Origin of the sequence: Streptomyces sp. NPDC048442, assembly GCF_040651475.1 — a bacterium.
In the GTDB taxonomy this organism is placed as follows: domain Bacteria; phylum Actinomycetota; class Actinomycetes; order Streptomycetales; family Streptomycetaceae; genus Streptomyces.
In genome coordinates this window covers 403674-420083 of sequence record NZ_JBEZKB010000001.1, presented here as the reverse complement: position 1 = coordinate 420083, position 16410 = coordinate 403674, and the positions used below count along the sequence as shown (strand labels likewise).

The following is a 16410-nucleotide window of genomic DNA, read 5'->3' as shown; positions in this document are numbered from 1 at the left end:
CCACGCCCGCCGCAGGTCACCCGGTCAGCGCGGCACCCGGCCGGTGCGTCGGCGTGTCAGCGGGGTGCCAGGCGGCTGTGTCAGCCCGGCACCCGGCCGCTGTGTCAGCGCGGCAGTGTTCCGATGACGACGGTCGCCCCCATGTCCTCGTCCTCCTCGACACGGGCCGTCAGCCCGCCCCGTACCATCGCCGCGACCGTACGGTCCGCCTGCCGCTCGCTCGTCTCGATCAGCAGGCTCCCGCCGGGCGCCAGCCAGGACGCCGCCTGTGCCGTCACCCGGCGCTGCACGGCGAGCCCGTCGGAGCCGCCGTCCAGCGCGACGAGCGGTTCGTGGTCCCGTGCCTCGGAGGGCAGCAGACCGATGTCGTCGGTCGGTACGTACGGGGCGTTGGCGACCAGGACGTCCACCCGCCCCCGGATCCGTTCCGGCAGCGGTGCGTACAAGTCGCCCTCGTACACCGCCCCGCCCACCGCCTCCACGTTCCGCCGCGCACACAGCACCGCCGCGGGCTCCACGTCGGCGGCGTACAGCTCGATCCCCGGCAGTACGGATGCCAGGACCACCCCCACCGCCCCCGCCCCGCAGCACAGGTCGAGCACGACGGCTCCCGGCCGCCCGAGCGCGACGGCGTGCCGGGTCAGGAACTCGGTCCGGCGCCGGGGCACGAACACCCCGGGGTCCACGGAGATCCGCAGCCCGCAGAACTCGGCCCAGCCCAGGACGTGTTCGAGCGGCAGCCCGCCGACCCGCCGATCCACCATGGCGGCGAGCTCCGCGGGCGTACACGCGGTGGACAGCAGCAACTCCGCCTCGTCCTCGGCGAAAACACAACCGGCGGCCCGGAGCCGAGCGACCACGGCGGAGGGCGGGAGAACTGCGGGAGCGGAAGCGGGAGTACACATGAGTATCGACACGGGAGAGCCTTTCGGAATGACTACCGAGGGCGCTCTCCGGTCCGACCCGTAACGACTGCTGTGACAGTGACGACAGTTACGACAGCTTCGTACGGCGACCACGAGGTGAGAGCACCCAACCTGCGACAGCGGTAATGGGTCTCACCTCCCTGGTCCGGGCCCGCGCGTACGGCGGGCAACAGGCAGGACCCTACCCGAGGGGATCACCGCAGTACAGAGGCCGTCAGCGGGACTCGGTGGCCTCCGCCGCCCGCGCCGCCTCCGCGTCGATCGTCATCCGCATCGGGACGACCGCCAGTCCGCCCGACAGCATGATCGCCGCGAACATCGAGGCGATCATCCGGCTGCCTTGAGTGCGTAACGGCCCCCCGCCCTGTAGAGCCCGCTGTCCTGTTCTCGGCATGACCTTTGTCAGTACCGGCAGCGGCAAGAAGGGCGGGGAGCCGGGGAGTTGCTACTTGTTCACGGCGAAGCGCATCAGGGCCTGCTCGTCGCCCTGCTTGACCTTGCCGGTCTTGTTGATGACCTCAAGCTTCCAGTTCGCACCGTCCCGGACCGCCTTGGCGACGGCGCACGCGTTGTCGCTGGTGAGCAGGGAGGGCCAGATGTCGGCGACCTGCTGGGCGCTGCCGCCGGAGGCGTCGTACACCTTGAAGCTGATGTTCCGCGCCTTGGAGAAGGCGCTGCCCTTCTTGTACGCGGCGGAGACGAACACGATGGACGTGACGTTCGTCGGCACGCGGCCGAACTCCACGGTCACCGTCTCGTCGTCGCCGTCGCCCTTGCCGGTCTGGTTGTCGCCGCTGTGCACCAGCGCGCCGTTGCCCAGCGGGTCCAGGGAGTCAAGACCGGCGAGGCGGACCGGGTCGGCGCCGCTCATGGCGATGGCGATCAGGTCGAGGTCCGTGCCGACGGTCCGGCGCAGCTTGCCCAGTACGCCGCCGCTGCTGCCCGAGGTCGGGTCCCAGGACACCCCGATGGACAAGTGGGTCACGCCGGCCAGGTCCGCCGGGCCGTCTTCCTTGCTGAGCGTGATCATGTGAGATCCCTTGATAGTGGACAAGTAAGTGCAAATTCTGCATTGTGCCGTCGTGGCTGCCCAGGCCGGGGGTGGAGCCGTCCGGGGCCCCTGCGCCCGGTCAGTCGAAGTCCCAGGTGAGCATGGCGAATACGCCGTCCCGCTTCGCCCCTGTCGCCGTGTACGTGGCCAGTGCCGCCGCATTGTCCGTGTCGACGCCGACCCACATGTCGTAACAGCCGCGCTCACGGGCCTCCGCGGCGAGGGCCTCGGTCAGCGCACGCCCGATGCCGCGCCGCCGGTGCCCCTCGTCCACGGACAGCTCGTACAGGCACATCTCCGTGCCCTTGTCCGGGTGCAGCATCTCGATGCCGGAAATCATTCCGGCCGGGAATCCTTCGACGTACGCGATGAGCATCAGATGGCCGGACGCCGCCAGGAAGCGCTCCGCCCACTCCTCGCGCGCCGCCGCATCAAAGAGGTGCTCGGCGGCGATCAGTTCTGCTGTGGCGGTGGCGCGGCGGATCTCCATGCGCTCCATGCGACGGCCTCTCCGGTACGGGCATACGGGCGAGTTCGGGGACGAGCGGCGTACCACGGCTGCGGTACGCCGCAGCGGTGGCCTACTCCCCGGGGAGGGGCACCGGTTCCGCCTGGCGGCAGCCTAAAGGCACAGGGCGCGCACTTAGGGTCGGGAGCATGGAGAATCCCCTTCGCCGACTCCCCAGCGGGCGCCCCCGCGGGAGTCGGCTCGCCGCCGTACTCGCGGCGCTCGCCGTGCTGGTGGGCGGTGGAGTCTGGGCGGGCGTCGCCGCAGCAGACGATCCGGTCGCCGTGCACAGGTCCGACCAGACAGTGGAGATGCCGGGCGCACGCATCGACACCTCGTACTTCACCGCGGACGACACCTCCGACGGTGGCGCCTCTGCCGGTGACACCTCCGCCGGTGGCACCAAGAAGCGCCGGCCCGCAGTGCTCATCGGCCACGGCTTCGGCGGCAGCAAGAAGGACGTGCAGGCCCAGGCGGAGGAGCTGGCCCGACACGGGTACGCCGCCTTGACCTGGTCCGCGCGCGGCTTCGGCAGGTCCGGCGGGAAGATCGGCCTCAACGACCCGGACACCGAGGTCAAGGACGTGTCCCGGCTGATCGACTGGCTCGCGAAGCGCGGCGAGGTCCAGCTCGACAAGGACGGCGACCCGCGCGTCGGCGTCACCGGCGTCTCCTACGGCGGCGCGATCTCCCTCCTCGCCGCGGGTCACGACCCGCGCGTGGACGCGATCGCACCCCAGCTGACGTACTGGAACCTCGCCCAAGCCCTCTTCCCCGACGGGGTGTTCAAGAAGCTCTGGGCCGGGATCTTCGTCACCACGGGCGGCGGCTGCGCCCGCTTCGAGCCGAAGCTGTGCGAGATGTACGAGCGGGTGGCCGTCGCGGGCAAGCCCGACGACGCGGCCCGCAAGACCCTTGAGGAGCGCAGCCCGTCCGCCGTCGCGGACCGGATCAAGGTGCCCGCGCTGATCGTCCAGGGGCAGAGCGACTCGCTCTTCCCGCTCGGCCAGGCGGACCAGATGGCCGCTGCCGTCTCGAAGAACGGCGCCCCCGTCGCCGTCGACTGGGTCTCCGGCGGACACGACGGCGGCGATCAGGAGGCGGGCCGCATCCACAGCCGCATCACCCACTGGTTCGACCGCCACCTCAAAGAGGACACGGCGGTCGACACCGGCCCCGGCTTCCGCGTGAGCCGCACCGGAGGAGTCGACTCCACCAACGGCGCCGCCAGCCTGCGCGGCGCGGACGCCGCCCGCTACCCGGGTCTGCACAACGACGTGCGGAACATCCCCCTCACCGGCCGCCGTGGCCCGCAGCAGACCTTCGCCAACCCGGCCGGGTCCAGCCCGCCCGCCATCTCGTCCGTCCCAGGGGCGGGCGCCCTCTCGCAGCTCTCCGGGCTCGGCGTGGGCCTCTCCCTCGACTTCCCCGGCCAGTACGCGCAGTACGACTCCGCACCCCTCGACAGCGGCGTCCAGGTCACCGGCTCGCCGACCGTCAAGGTGCGGGTGAAGTCCGACCGCGACGACATGGTGCTCTTCGCGAAGGTCTACGACGCGAGCGCGAACGGACAGCAGGTGCTCCCGCACCAGCTGGTCTCCCCGGTCCGGATCACCGGCGCCAAGGCCGGAAAGACCGTCGAGCTGACCCTGCCGGCCGTCGACCACAAGTTCCAGGCCGGGCACCGGATGCGGCTGCTGCTCACCGCGACCGACCTCGGATACGCGTCCCCGGCCGACCCGGCGACGTACACCGTGGGGCTGGAGAGCGGACTGCAGGCGCCCACCGACCCGCAGCTCGCCACCGCCTCCGCCGCTCTCGCCTGGTGGGTGTGGGGGCTGCCGCTCGCGGGCGCACTGGTCGCGGGCCTGCTGCTGGTCAGCGCACGCCGCAGGACGAGCGCACCGGCCCCCGACCCGGAGCTCGCCGAAGTACCGCTCCAGATCACCTCTTTGAGCAAGCGGTACGGCAGGTCGGGCGACAGGTACGCCGTCCGCGACCTGTCCTTCCGCGTCGAGAAGGGCCAGGTCCTCGGACTCCTCGGCCCCAACGGCGCAGGAAAGACCACCACTCTGCGGATGCTGATGGGCCTCATCACCCCCGACGGCGGCGAGATCCGCGTCTTCGGGCACGCCATCCGTCCCGGCGCACCCGTGCTGTCCCGGGTCGGCGCGTTCGTCGAGGGCGCGGGCTTCCTGCCGCACCTCTCGGGCCGCGCCAACCTCGACCTCTACTGGCAGGCCACCGGCCGCCCCGCCGCGGACGCGCACATCGAGGAGGCCCTGGAGATCGCCGGCCTCGGCGACGCCCTCCAGCGGGCCGTACGCACGTACTCGCAGGGCATGCGCCAGCGCCTGGCCATCGCCCAGGCCATGCTCGGCATGCCGGACCTTCTGATCCTCGACGAGCCCACCAACGGCCTCGACCCGCCGCAGATCCGCGAGATGCGCGACGTGATGATCCGGTACGCGGCCGGCGGACGCACCGTCATCGTCTCCAGCCACCTCCTGTCCGAGGTCGAACAGTCCTGCACGGACCTCGTCGTCATGGACCGCGGCAAGCTCGTGCAGGCAGGACCGGTCGCGGAGATCATCGGCTCCGGCGACACCCTGCTGGTCACCGTCGACGGCGAGGTGACGGAGGCCGTGGTCGACAAGGTGGCCGCGCTGCCGGGCGTCGAGACGGCCGTACGTGCCGAGGGCGGGCTCCTCGTCCGCCTCGACGGGGGCACCGCCCAGACGCTCATCGCGGAACTGGTGCGCATGGACGTCCCCTTGACCGGTGTGGGACCGCACCGCCGCCTGGAGGACGCGTTCCTCACCCTGATCGGAGGCTCGGCATGAGCACCGCAACCACACCCGCGCCTGCGACCGACACCGCACCCGGCTACCGGCCGGGGCGGACGCTCCCGCTGCGCGTCGAGGCCAAGCGCCAGTGGCGGCGGCGCCGCACGATGGTCATGGCGATCATCCTGGGCGCCCTGCCCTTCGTCCTCATCGCGGCCTTCGCCATCGGCGGCACCCCCGCCGAGCGCGGCGGCAGCGCCAGCGGCCGGATCAACCTCATGGACACGGCGACCGCGTCCGGCGCGAACTTCGCCGCGACCTGCCTGTTCGTGTCCGCGGGCTTCCTGCTGATCATCCCGGTCGCCCTCTTCTGTGGCGACACCGTCGCCTCCGAGGCCAACTGGTCGTCCCTGCGCTACCTGCTCGCCGCACCCGTGCCGCGCGCCCGGCTGCTGTGGAGCAAGCTCGCGGTGGCTCTCGTCTTCAGCCTGGCGGCGATGGTGCTGCTGCCGGTGGTCGCCCTGATCGCCGGTACGGCGGCGTACGGCTGGGGACCTCTGGAGCTGCCCACCGGCGGCGCGCTGGCGGCCGGTACGGCGGTGCCGCGCCTCGGGCTGGTCGTCGCGTACCTCTTCGTCTCCCAACTGGTCACCGCGGCGCTCGCCTTCTGGCTCTCCACGAAGACGGACGCACCGCTGGGTGCGGTCGGCGGCGCGGTCGGCCTGACGATCGTAGGGAACGTCCTGGACGCGGTCACCGCGCTCGGCGACTGGCGCGACTTCCTGCCCGCGCACTGGCAGTTCGCCTGGGTGGACGCGATCCAGCCGCAGCTGGAAGTGGGCGGGATGCTCAAGGGCGCGGCGATCTCGGTGACGTACGCACTGGTGCTGTTCGCGCTCGCCTTCCGGGGCTTCTCGCGCAAGGACATCGTGTCGTGATGCGAGTCGTGTCGTCTGTGGTGACGCGTGTCGTGACGTAAAGGGGGCTGCGGGCGGGCCCGACTCCGTACATCATGTGCGGCATGTCAACTCTTCTGCTCGCACTGGCAGTTGTCTCCACCGGCCTCTACGCGGGCATGATGCTGATCTTCCTGACCGGCATCATGCCCGCACTGGCCCGGGTGAACGACGAGCAGTTCGTCACGACGATGCGCCGCATCAACGAGGACGTGCCGCGCGGCGTCTTCGTCACGACGATGTTCGCGTCGGTGCTCTTCCCCGTCGCGGCCCTCTTCGTCGGCCCGGAGGGCGGCCGCACCGCCACCCAGCTCTGGCTCCTGATCGGCGGCCTGGCCCTCACCGTCCTCAACCACACGTTCACGGCGGGCGGCAACATCCCGCTCAACAACGCCCTCGCGGCCTCGGAGACGGCCGGCACGCCGGACGCCGAGGTACGGGCCGCCTTCGAATCCCGCTGGAACCGACTGCACGTCTTCCGCACCCTCTTTGCGGTGACGGGATTCGCCCTGGTGGTGGCGAGCGCACTGGTCTAGTCGCCGTACGAAGTCATCGCCGGGCGCGCGCGTACGCCGTCATGGCCGGGCGCTCGTACGGGGGTGTCTCCGGGCGCTCGTACGAGGGCGTCTCCGGGTGCCCGTACGAGGTCAGCGCCTCAGCAGCGCGAACAGCGTCTCCCACCGCTCCCCGACCACCTCCGGCGCGTACCGCCGCACACTGTCCCGGGCCGCGTCGCCGAACTGTTCCCGCAGCTCCCGGTCCACCATCAACCGCTCGATCTTCCGCGCCAGTTCGTCCACGTTGCCCGGCCGGGCGAGCAGCCCGTCGACGCCGTCCGCCACGATCTCCCGCACCCCGGGAGACGCGTCGAACGCCACGCACGGCAGCCCGGCCGCCTTCGCCTCAAGAGGCGTCACCGGAAACCCCTCCTGCCGCGACGGCAGCACGAAGACCGACCCCTCCCGCAGCGCCCCCGGCACGTCCTCCGTGAACCCCATCCACTCCACGGACGCCCCGAGCCCCAGCTCCGCACACTGCTTCCGCAACGCCTCCTCGCGCGCACGCGCACGCCCGGTGCTCTCGCCGTACATCCGCAGCCGCCAGTCCGGGTGACGCGGCGCGACCTGCGCCCATGCGTCGAGCAGTATGTCCGGCCCCTTGTCGTGGTCGAGCCGCCCGATGCTCAGTACGCACTTACGGTCGCGCGGCGAGGCGTCCCGCACGGCCCCGGGAAGGAGCGCCGGCATCACCCCGGCGTGGTTGACCCAGCTGCGGATCCACCAGTCGGCGTCCTGCCGGGTCGGCGCCAGCACCCGGTCCGCGTGCCGCAGGCACAGCCAGCGCAGCCGCTGGAAGTGTCCCGACCGCCTGGTGACGGCGTACGGCTCATGGCTCATCAGGACGACCGGCAGCCCCGTGGTGTCCGCGAGCGCCACCCACTCCAGCGCCCACCCCTCGGTCACCACGACGACCCCGTCGGTTTCCCGGAAGAGCGCCGACAGCTCCGCCGCCTTCGCCCGCATGCCGTGCTCGTGCACACGCCGCCGCCGGTGCGCGAGCAGGTCCAGCCGGTGCCGGGCCTTCGCGGGCGCGGCAGGCGGCGGAGCGTCGTACAGCGCACTGACCCGGTACGGAAGAGCGCTCCCGGTCCGCAGCCGCCGCTCCCCGTCCGCCGCGGGCGCCACACCGATGAGCCGCACCCGGTGGCCCCGCTCACTGAAGAGCCCGGCCAGGTGGTGGGACCAGCGGGCGGTACCGCCCTGGGCGTCGACGCTTCCGGAGACAAGAAAGATGTCCAAAGAGCATTCCCGGGCTGTAGAGCAGTGGGGGCATTCCGGGCGAATGTACACAAGTGGAAGCCCACAGTCCGGGAGGGCGAGCACGTGGCCCGGCGGCCGGGTGTGGTCGAAGCCCCGCCGCAAAAGAGAAAGCTGACCAGCGTCATTGCTGGTCAGCTCTGATGTGCGCCCCCGGCAGGACTCGAACCTGCGGCCAAGCGCTTAGAAGGCGCCTGCTCTATCCACTGAGCTACGGGGGCCGGGTGGTGAACCTGGGCCCGGATTGGCCGGTGTGGCCAGTTGTGGCTGTTGCCGGGGACAAGGATAGGGCTCCGATCGCCTTGGCCCGGCTGCTTCACCTCCGTGGCACGATGTGGAGGTTCAGTGAAGCGACCCCGATAATCGCAGGCAGGTGCGAATCCCGCAGCGCTTTTGGCGTCCCGCGCCCCGGGTGTTGTGCACTCGTTATGCCTGCGCCCCACTCGTCCCAAGTGTCCCAGGGTGTGCACTGTCCCCGATTGGGGGGATATCGGCGCGCAGAGATGGTCTATACGCTTCAAAAAACGGTCATAGTTGGGCATTCTTCGTATGTGGTGACCTTGGACGTACGGCCTCAGCTGCTTGACGCACTTTCCGCCCTGCGCGACCGTGTCGCCGCCGTGCGCCTCCCCTTTCCGCTGCCAGGGGCGCCCCGCGCGCGACAGACGCGAGTGGAGCTCCTGGCCCAGCTCGACGACTATCTGGTGCCCCGGCTCCAGGACCCCGAAGCACCGCTGCTCGCCGTCATCGGCGGATCCACCGGGGCGGGCAAGTCGACGCTCGTCAACTCCCTGGTGGGGCGCCGGGTCAGCGAGGCGGGGGTGCTGCGGCCGACGACGCGTACGCCGGTACTCGTGTGCCATCCCGACGACCACCACTGGTTCGCCGGACTGCGCGTGCTGCCGCAGCTGACCCGGGTGTGGCTGCCCGAGCGCTGCGGCGAGGAACTGGAGGAGCCGGCCGAGAGCGGGGTGCTGCGGGTGGAGACCTCCGAGTCCCTGCCGCTCGGGCTCGCACTGCTCGACGCCCCCGACATCGACTCGCTGGTGGCCGCCAACCGGGTGCTGGCCGCCGAACTGATCTGCGCCGCCGACGTGTGGGTGATGGTGACGACCGCATCGCGGTACGCCGACGCGGTGCCGTGGCATCTGCTGCGTACCGCCAAGGAGTACGACGCGATGCTGGTCACCGTCCTGGACCGGGTGCCGCACCAGGTCGTCGGCGAGGTGTCGCGGCAGTACGCGGCGCTGCTCACCAAGGCGGGACTCGGCGACGTACCGCGCTTCACCATTCCCGAACTGCCCGAATCGGCGGGCGGGGGAAGCGGACTGCTGCCCTCCACCGCCGTGGGGCCGTTGCTGGAGTGGCTCACCCACCGGGCCCGGGACCCGGCCGCCCGGCAGCAGGCCGTGGCCAGGACCGCGCGCGGGGCCATGGACTCGCTGAACGCCCGCATGCCGGAGCTGGCGGGCGCGGTCGCCGCCCAGTACGCCGCCGCGGTGCGGCTGACGTCGGCCGTGGAGGACGCGTACGAGCAGGAGGGTGAGCGGGTGCGGCGGCGGCTCCAGCGGGGCGCCGTGCTGTCCGGGGACGCCCTCACCCGGTGGCGCGCCCACCCCGCGGACGCCACGGACGGGGAACTGCTGGATTCGCTGGTGGACAGCCTCACCGCGCTCCTCCAGTGCGCGGTGGCCGCCGCCGACGAACACGTGCGGGCCGTCTGGCGGGAGGAACCGGCCGCCGCGGCGGTCGTGCCCGACGGGCCCGACCCGGAGTCCGGCGAGCGGATCGGTCTGGTCGTACGGCGCTGGCGGAGGGTGGTGGAGGAGCTGGCCGAGGAGGAGGTACGGGAGCTGGAGCGGCCTGCCGCGCCCGACCCGGAGACCGTGGCCGCGCTCCTCGCGGCGGCGCTCCTCGGCGGGCGACGGGCCCGCTCGGCGGGCGAAAGGCTGGCCGAACGGATCGGGGCACAGGGCGCACTGCGGCTGCGCGACAAGGGCGGCGAGCTGGTGACGACACACATCGAACAGGTGCTGCACGCCGAACGGGACCGGCGCCTGGCACCGCTCGAAGCGCTGGCCGTGACGCCGGTGCCGCAGGCCGAGCTGATCGCCGCACTGTCCGTGACGAAGAAGGAGAGGTGACGGTGGTGACCGTGGAGCACGCGGAGACGGAAGAGGCCGGTGGGAAGCCGGCAGGGCGCGGTGACGCGGCCGCGACCGGCAGCCCCGAGGGGCGTGGTGGGGACAACGGGCGTGGCGGGTACGACGGGCGTGGCGTGGACAACGGGCGTGGCTGGGACGACGGGCTGATTGCGCGGCGGGCCGTGGGGAGGGAGCCGGACCGGTCGGAGCCGGACGGCGGAGCGACGGACGAGTCCGTGGCGCCGGAGGAGTGCGGCGATGTACCGCCGGGGAGCGGGGAGTACGGGGCCGACCTGCGGGTACGGCTGGACGCGCTGCGGGAGTTGGTCGGGCTGTCGCGGGCCAGGCTCGCAGGGGACACGCTGCACGAGGCGGGGCGGGTGCTCGACGAGGCGGCGGCGCGGCGCCGGCTGTCGGGCCGGCACACCGTCGTCGCCGTCGCCGGAGCGACCGGAAGCGGCAAGTCCACGCTCTTCAATTCCCTCGCGGGGGTGAGGATTTCGGAAACCGGCCTCAAGCGGCCCACCACGTCCGCACCGATCGCGTGCAGCTGGACGGACGGAGCGGCCGGGCTGCTCGACCGGCTGGGGATTCCGGGGCGGCTGCGCAGGCGCCCGTTCCAGCTCGGGACGGGTGCCGGGACCGGCGGGGACGAAGGGCTGCGCGGGCTGGTGCTGGTGGACCTGCCGGACCACGACTCGGCGGTGACCGCACACCGGGAGCAGGTCGACCGGGTGCTGGCGCTGGTCGACGCGGTGATCTGGGTCGTCGACCCGGAGAAGTACGCGGACGCGGCCCTGCACGAGCGGTACCTGCGGCCCCTGGCAGGGCACGCGGAGGTCACCTTCGTGGTGCTCAACCAGACCGACCGGCTGCCGGGCGAGGCCGCCGATCTCGTACTGGACGACCTGCGCCGGCTCCTCGACGAGGACGGCATGGCGCTCGGCGAACACGGCGAACCCGGGGCGACGGTGCTCGCGCTTTCCGCCCTTACGGGTGACGGCGTGGAGGAACTCCGGGAACTGCTGCGGGCGTTCGTACAGGAAAGGGGCGCTGCGGGGCGGCGGCTCGCCGCCGATGTGGACGCGGCGGCGGCCGGGCTGCGTTCGGTGTACGTGGCGGAGGGGAGGGCGGGGCTGGGGGAGCAGGCCCGGGAGGAGTTCGCGGACCGGCTCGCGGAGGCGGTCGGTGCGGCGGCGGCCGGGGAGGCGGCCGAGCGCGAGTGGCGGCGCAACGCGGGCACGGCGTGCGGGTCGCCGTGGCTGCGGCTGTGGCGGTGGCACGACGCCGGGCGGGTGTCCGGCGGGAGCGGTTCCGTTCTGCCGGAGCGGGCGTTCGCGCAGTCCAGGGACGTGGAGGTGACCGCACGTCAGCGGGTGGAGCAGGCGGTGCGTACGGTCGCCGACGCAGCGACGTCCGGGCTGCCCGCACCCTGGGCGCACGCGGTGCGCGAGTCCGCGGCGCGCGGGGCGCAGGGACTGCCCGAGGAGCTGGACGTCCTCGCGGTGAAGGCCGGGGTGCCGCGGGGGAAGCCGCCACGGCCCGCGTGGTGGCCGGTCGCGGTGCTGGCGCAGGCGGCGATGACGCTCCTTCAGGTCTACGGCGGGCTGTGGCTGCTCGGCCAGGTGCTCGGGGTGCTGGAGCCCGACCTGGTCGCGCCGTTCCTGCTGATGCTGTGCGGGGTGGCCGGCGGGCCGGTGGTGGAGTGGGGCTGCTGGGCCGCGGCTCGCGGCCCGGCCAGACGGTACGGGCAGGACGTCGAGCGGCGGCTGCGGGAGGCGGCGGCCGGCTGCGGGCGGGCCAAGGTCCTGGACCCGGTCTCCGCGGAACTGCTGCGCTACCGGGAGGTGCGCGAGCGGTACGTGGCGGTGACGGGGGTGGGCGCGGGGTGAGCGGGCGGGGGCGAGCGGGGCGAGGTGAGCGGGGCGCAGCGAACGGCTCGCAGTGAACGGGCCCGGGTGACGGGGTTTTCCACAACCGGCGGGCCGTCCACAGGCCCCGGCGGGAAATCCGGGACCGGTCCAGCATGGGAAGCACCAGCCGGTACGCGGCTGGTCCGGTGCCTGCACCGGACATGCGGACGGGGGTCCTGCGATGAACGAGACGACGGTGACTCTGGTGGGCAACGCCGCCACCGGGCCGATTTCCACCGAGACGCCGATGGGCATTGCGGTCAGGTTCCGCCTCGCGGTGCGAGCGCGGCGATGGGACCGCGAGAAGGAGATCTGGACGGACGGCCCGACCAGCTTCTACACGGTGTGGTCGAGGCGGACACTGGCGGCGAATCTGAGCTCTTCGCTGGATGTCGGCGACCCGCTGGTCGTGCACGGCCGACTGCGCATCAAGGACGAGACCAGGGACGGGCAGCGCTGGCTTTCGGCGGACGTGGACGCCCTGGCGGTGGGCCACGATCTGACCCGGGGCACCTCGGCGTTCCGGCGGGTGGCCAAGGCGGATCCCCGGCTGGTGGAACCGGCGGCGGTCCGGGCCGCGCACACGGAAGCCGGGGCGCCCGCCGGACCACCGGGCTGGGCGGCGGAGACACCCGTGAGCTGGGCGGCGCGAGGAGCCCCGGACGGGAAACGGGGCCGGAAACCGGACGGGAAGCCCGACGGGAAGCCGGATCGGGAGGCAGACCGCACCGGGGGCGAGAAGGTGAGGGCCGTGTCCTGAACGCACCTTATGCGGAGGGTATTTGTCGACAAAGACAAGAGTGAGGGCAGGCGGCGATAACGATTCCGATTCGGAATCGGACGTCAGGTCGCATGGTGGGGGGCTGTTCGGTATTGCTTCCTTAGGATTCCCGGATACCCATGGGGCACTTGAGGTTGCAGGCGAGGCACTCCCCCCACACGCATCATGCGAAAGCACCTCGCCCGGAGGGGACTTGCATGTTTGGCGAAGCGACAGCTTCGAACCGGGGACGGAGGACCGCCCGCCGCCTGGCGGCAGCTGTTCTCACTCCGTCCCTGCTCATGGCGGGCGCGCTGGCCGGCGCGGGACCCGCGGCGGCAACCGAGCAGCCGCGCAATCCCGGCGGGGCGGCCGCCACCCTCGGCGGACTCACTGTCCATGACGCCGTGACCATCAGTGACGCCGGCGAGGAGTGGAAGGCCGAGGCCGGGCTCTTCGAGATGACCGTCACCGGCGGCGGCACCCTGCAGAGCTACAGCATCGACCTGCGGACCCCGGCGCGCGAGGGGACCACGTACAAGGAAGTCGGCTGGGAGCAGTCCTCGCTGCACAAGAACAAGAACGCCGGCAAGATCCGCTGGATCCTGGAGCACTCCTACCCCCAGGTCAACGATCTCGCGGAGCTCGCCAAGAGCGCCGGTGCGAGCTCCCTCGACGACAGGGCCGCCGCCGCGGGAACCCAGGCCGCCATCTGGCGCCTCTCCGACGACGTCGAGGCCCGGCCCCTCGACCCCGACGCGGGAAAGCTCGCCGCGTACCTGGGACGGTCCGCGAAGGACACCCCGCAGCCGCCCGCCTCGCTCGCCCTCGACCCGCCCGCCGTGGCGGGCCGCGCAGGGGAGCGGGTCGGCCCGGTCACCGTCCGTACCGGGGCGGACCGGGCGACCGTCCAGGTCACCACGGGCGCACCACTCGGAGTGCGGGCCGTCGACAAGGACGGAAAGACCGTCAAGGACGTCGGGGACGGGGCGCGGCTGTACTTCGACATACCCGCGGGCGTTCCGGGCGGCACGACCGCGCTCACCGTCCAGGCGGACGCCAGGGTGCCGATCGGGCGGGCCTTCGTCAGCGACACCCACAGCCAGACCCAGATCCTGGCCGGGGCCAGCACCTCCACCGTCACCGCCGAAGCCACCGCCACCTGGGCCGGAGCGGAGGCGTCGGGAGCCGTCCCGGCGCTCTCCGCGAAGAAGAACTGCGCCAGGAGCGGGGTCGACATCACCGCTGCGAACGCGGGCGACGCCCCGTTCAGCTTCGAACTGCTCGGCTCCCGGTACACCATCGCGGCGATGAAGTCGCGGACGGTGACCATCCCGCTGCAGGAGGACCAGGCGTACGACCTCACGGTCTCCGGACCCGGTGGGCTCCGTAAGAACTTCACGGGCGTCCTGGACTGCGAGACCGCCGGGACGGTGGCCATCGGCACCGCCGACGCCCCCGCCAACCGGCCCACCCCGGCCACCGCCGGCCAGCCCACCCCGCTCGGCACGGCCGACGACGAGAACCTGGCCGCGACCGGCGGATCGGCGGCGACCTCGATGATCGGGTACATCGCGCTCGGCATGGTCGTGCTCGGCGGCGGCGCGATGTTCATGCTCCGAAAGAAGAAGCCCGTACCCGCCCCCGACGAGGACTGAGACGGGGACCGAGACGAGGACTGAGACGGGGACCGACGAGGGGTGAGACGGGCACCGAACGGCTCGCAGGGGGCCGGGAGCCAAGCGGGACAAGGGGCACAAGCCCCCACACCCCCTGCCCCGGCTCCTGCCCCGGCGGGTATCCGGTTTCCGCCGGGGGAGTGACGTCAGGCAAGATGGGGTGTATCTGCCCACCCCACGATCTGCCGGACGGTTTCTCTTGGCTGAGTACATCTACACCATGCGCAAGACGCGCAAGGCGCACGGCGACAAGGTGATTCTTGATGACGTCACCCTGAGCTTCCTGCCCGGCGCGAAGATCGGTGTGGTCGGCCCCAACGGTGCCGGTAAGTCCACCGTTCTCAAGATCATGGCCGGCCTTGAGCAGCCGTCCAACGGTGACGCGTTCCTGACGCCCGGCTTCACCGTCGGCATCCTCATGCAGGAGCCGAAGCTCGACGAGTCCAAGACGGTCCTGGAGAACGTCCAGGCCGGCGCGGCCGAGACCATGGGGAAGCTCGCCCGGTTCAACGAGGTCGCCGAGCTCATGGCGACCGACTACTCCGACGCGCTGCTCGATGAGATGGGCAAGCTCCAGGAAGACCTGGACCACGCCAACGCCTGGGACCTCGACGCCCAGCTGGAGCAGGCCATGGACGCCCTGGGCTGCCCGCCCGGCGACTGGCCCGTCACCACCCTCTCCGGTGGCGAGAAGCGCCGCGTCGCGCTCTGCAAGCTGCTCATCGAGGCCCCGGACCTGCTCCTCCTCGACGAGCCCACCAACCACCTGGACGCCGAGTCGGTGAACTGGCTGGAGCAGCACCTCTCGAAGTACGCGGGCTGCGTCATCGCCGTGACCCACGACCGGTACTTCCTGAACAACGTCGCCGAGTGGATCCTCGAGCTCGACCGCGGCCGCGCCATCGCCTACGAAGGCAACTACTCCACGTACCTGGAGAAGAAGGCCACCCGCCTCAAGGTCGAGGGCCGCAAGGACGAGAAGCGCCAGAAGCGGCTCAAGGAGGAGTTGGAGTGGGTCCGCTCCAACGCCAAGGGCCGCCAGGTCAAGTCCAAGGCGCGCCTCGCCCGTTACGAGGAGATGGCAGCCGAGGCCGACAAGATGCGGAAGCTGGACTTCGAGGAGATCCAGATCCCGCCGGGCCCGCGCCTGGGCTCCATCGTCGTCGAGGTCGAGAACCTGTCGAAGGCCTTCGGCGACAAGGTCCTCATCGACGACCTGAGCTTCACGCTGCCGCGCAACGGCATCGTCGGCATCATCGGTCCGAACGGTGCGGGCAAGACCACGCTGTTCAAGATGATCCAGGGCCTGGAGACGCCGGACAACGGCTCGATCAAGGTCGGCGACACGGTCAAGATCAGCTACGTCGACCAGAGCCGCGGCAACATCGACCCCAAGAAGACGCTGTGGGCCGTCGTCTCCGACGAGCTGGACTACATCAACGTCGGCCAGGTCGAGATGCCGTCGCGCGCGTACGTCAGCGCCTTCGGCTTCAAGGGCCCGGACCAGCAGAAGCCGGCCGGGGTGCTCTCCGGTGGTGAGCGCAACCGCCTCAACCTGGCGCTGACCCTCAAGGAGGGCGGCAACCTGCTCCTCCTCGACGAACCGACCAACGACCTGGACGTCGAGACCCTGTCCTCGCTGGAGAACGCGCTGCTCGAATTCCCGGGCGCCGCAGTGGTCATCTCCCACGACCGCTGGTTCCTGGACCGGGTGGCGACGCACATCCTCGCGTACGAGGGCGAGTCCAAGTGGTACTGGTTCGAGGGCAACTTCGAGTCGTACGAGAAGAACAAGGTCGAGCGGCTCGGAGCGGACGCCACGCGCCCGCACCGCGCCACGTACAAGAAGCTCACGCGAGGCTGATAGCTG

Annotated in this window: 12 protein-coding genes and 1 tRNA gene; 8 read left to right on the top strand and 5 right to left on the bottom strand. The window is 71.5% G+C overall.

Annotation, left to right across the window (positions count from 1 at the left end):
* Positions 1-104 precede the first annotated feature (104 nt).
* The 3 genes from AB0D18_RS01875 to AB0D18_RS01865 all read right to left on the bottom strand — a co-directional run bounded on the left by AB0D18_RS01875 (position 105) and on the right by AB0D18_RS01865 (position 2467).
* Entirely contained in the window at positions 105-905 is an 801-nt protein-coding gene (locus AB0D18_RS01875) for a putative protein N(5)-glutamine methyltransferase (RefSeq protein WP_362411084.1), read from the bottom strand.
* A gap of 466 nt (positions 906-1371) precedes the next feature.
* The gene (locus AB0D18_RS01870; protein ID WP_362411081.1) at positions 1372-1956 is read right to left on the bottom strand and encodes a TerD family protein; all 585 of its coding nucleotides are present in this window, start codon (positions 1954-1956) and stop codon (positions 1372-1374) included.
* 100 nt (positions 1957-2056) lie between these two features.
* Positions 2057-2467: a GNAT family N-acetyltransferase gene (locus tag AB0D18_RS01865; protein ID WP_362412116.1), complete on the bottom strand. Its 411-nt coding sequence runs from the start codon at positions 2465-2467 to the stop codon at positions 2057-2059.
* Positions 2468-2634: 167 nt separating this feature from the next.
* On the opposite strand from AB0D18_RS01865, the gene AB0D18_RS01860 reads away from it, so the two are divergent.
* The 3 genes from AB0D18_RS01860 (at position 2635) to AB0D18_RS01850 (ending at position 6763) form a co-directional block, all read left to right on the top strand.
* Entirely contained in the window at positions 2635-5328 is a 2694-nt protein-coding gene (locus AB0D18_RS01860; protein WP_362411078.1) for an alpha/beta fold hydrolase, read from the top strand.
* On the top strand, positions 5325-6209 hold the full coding sequence (locus tag AB0D18_RS01855) for an ABC transporter permease (RefSeq protein WP_362411075.1): 885 nt from the start codon (positions 5325-5327) through the stop codon (positions 6207-6209). Before AB0D18_RS01860 ends, AB0D18_RS01855 begins: the two co-directional genes overlap by 4 nt.
* Positions 6210-6292: 83 nt before the next feature.
* A complete protein-coding gene (locus tag AB0D18_RS01850; RefSeq protein WP_362411072.1) occupies positions 6293-6763 on the top strand; it encodes an anthrone oxygenase family protein in 471 nt (156 codons plus the stop codon).
* A 111-nt stretch (positions 6764-6874) separates the two neighbouring features.
* On the opposite strand, the gene AB0D18_RS01845 is transcribed toward AB0D18_RS01850, so the two are convergent.
* Positions 6875-8026 (bottom strand): glycosyltransferase, encoded by a 1152-nt coding sequence (locus tag AB0D18_RS01845; protein WP_362411069.1) that lies wholly within the window; start codon positions 8024-8026, stop codon positions 6875-6877.
* A 166-nt stretch (positions 8027-8192) separates the two neighbouring features.
* Positions 8193-8265 (bottom strand) — tRNA-Arg (locus tag AB0D18_RS01840).
* 339 nt (positions 8266-8604) lie between these two features.
* Here AB0D18_RS01840 and AB0D18_RS01835 point away from each other — a divergent pair.
* From AB0D18_RS01835 to ettA, 5 genes are all read left to right on the top strand, one after another.
* On the top strand, positions 8605-10188 hold the full coding sequence (locus AB0D18_RS01835) for a dynamin family protein (protein WP_362412113.1): 1584 nt from the start codon (positions 8605-8607) through the stop codon (positions 10186-10188).
* Positions 10185-12080 carry a GTPase gene (locus AB0D18_RS01830; RefSeq protein ID WP_362411066.1) on the top strand — a complete coding sequence of 632 codons (1896 nt, stop codon included), beginning with the start codon at positions 10185-10187 and terminating at the stop codon, positions 12078-12080. Before AB0D18_RS01835 ends, AB0D18_RS01830 begins: the two co-directional genes overlap by 4 nt.
* Positions 12081-12282: 202 nt before the next feature.
* Complete coding sequence (locus AB0D18_RS01825) at positions 12283-12861, top strand: single-stranded DNA-binding protein (protein WP_362411063.1); 579 nt, start codon at positions 12283-12285, stop codon at positions 12859-12861.
* Between the two features lie 218 nt (positions 12862-13079).
* Positions 13080-14519 carry a TQXA domain-containing protein gene (locus tag AB0D18_RS01820; RefSeq protein ID WP_362411060.1) on the top strand — a complete coding sequence of 480 codons (1440 nt, stop codon included), beginning with the start codon at positions 13080-13082 and terminating at the stop codon, positions 14517-14519.
* A 220-nt stretch (positions 14520-14739) separates the two neighbouring features.
* The gene (gene ettA / locus AB0D18_RS01815) at positions 14740-16404 is read left to right on the top strand and encodes an energy-dependent translational throttle protein EttA (RefSeq protein ID WP_362411057.1); all 1665 of its coding nucleotides are present in this window, start codon (positions 14740-14742) and stop codon (positions 16402-16404) included.
* The last annotated feature ends 6 nt before the right edge of the window (positions 16405-16410 follow it).

Excerpts from the sequence above, each read along its gene's own strand:
- AB0D18_RS01875 (WP_362411084.1), bottom strand. The coding sequence starts at position 905 with ATGTGTACTCCCGCTTCCGCTCCCGCAGTTCTCCCGCCCTCCGCCGTG.
- AB0D18_RS01870 (WP_362411081.1), bottom strand. The coding sequence starts at position 1,956 with ATGATCACGCTCAGCAAGGAAGACGGCCCGGCGGACCTGGCCGGCGTG.
- AB0D18_RS01865 (WP_362412116.1), bottom strand. The coding sequence starts at position 2,467 with ATGGAGATCCGCCGCGCCACCGCCACAGCAGAACTGATCGCCGCCGAG.
- AB0D18_RS01860 (WP_362411078.1), top strand. The coding sequence starts at position 2,635 with ATGGAGAATCCCCTTCGCCGACTCCCCAGCGGGCGCCCCCGCGGGAGT.
- AB0D18_RS01855 (WP_362411075.1), top strand. The coding sequence starts at position 5,325 with ATGAGCACCGCAACCACACCCGCGCCTGCGACCGACACCGCACCCGGC.
- AB0D18_RS01850 (WP_362411072.1), top strand. The coding sequence starts at position 6,293 with ATGTCAACTCTTCTGCTCGCACTGGCAGTTGTCTCCACCGGCCTCTAC.
- AB0D18_RS01825 (WP_362411063.1), top strand. The coding sequence starts at position 12,283 with ATGAACGAGACGACGGTGACTCTGGTGGGCAACGCCGCCACCGGGCCG.
- AB0D18_RS01820 (WP_362411060.1), top strand. The coding sequence starts at position 13,080 with ATGTTTGGCGAAGCGACAGCTTCGAACCGGGGACGGAGGACCGCCCGC.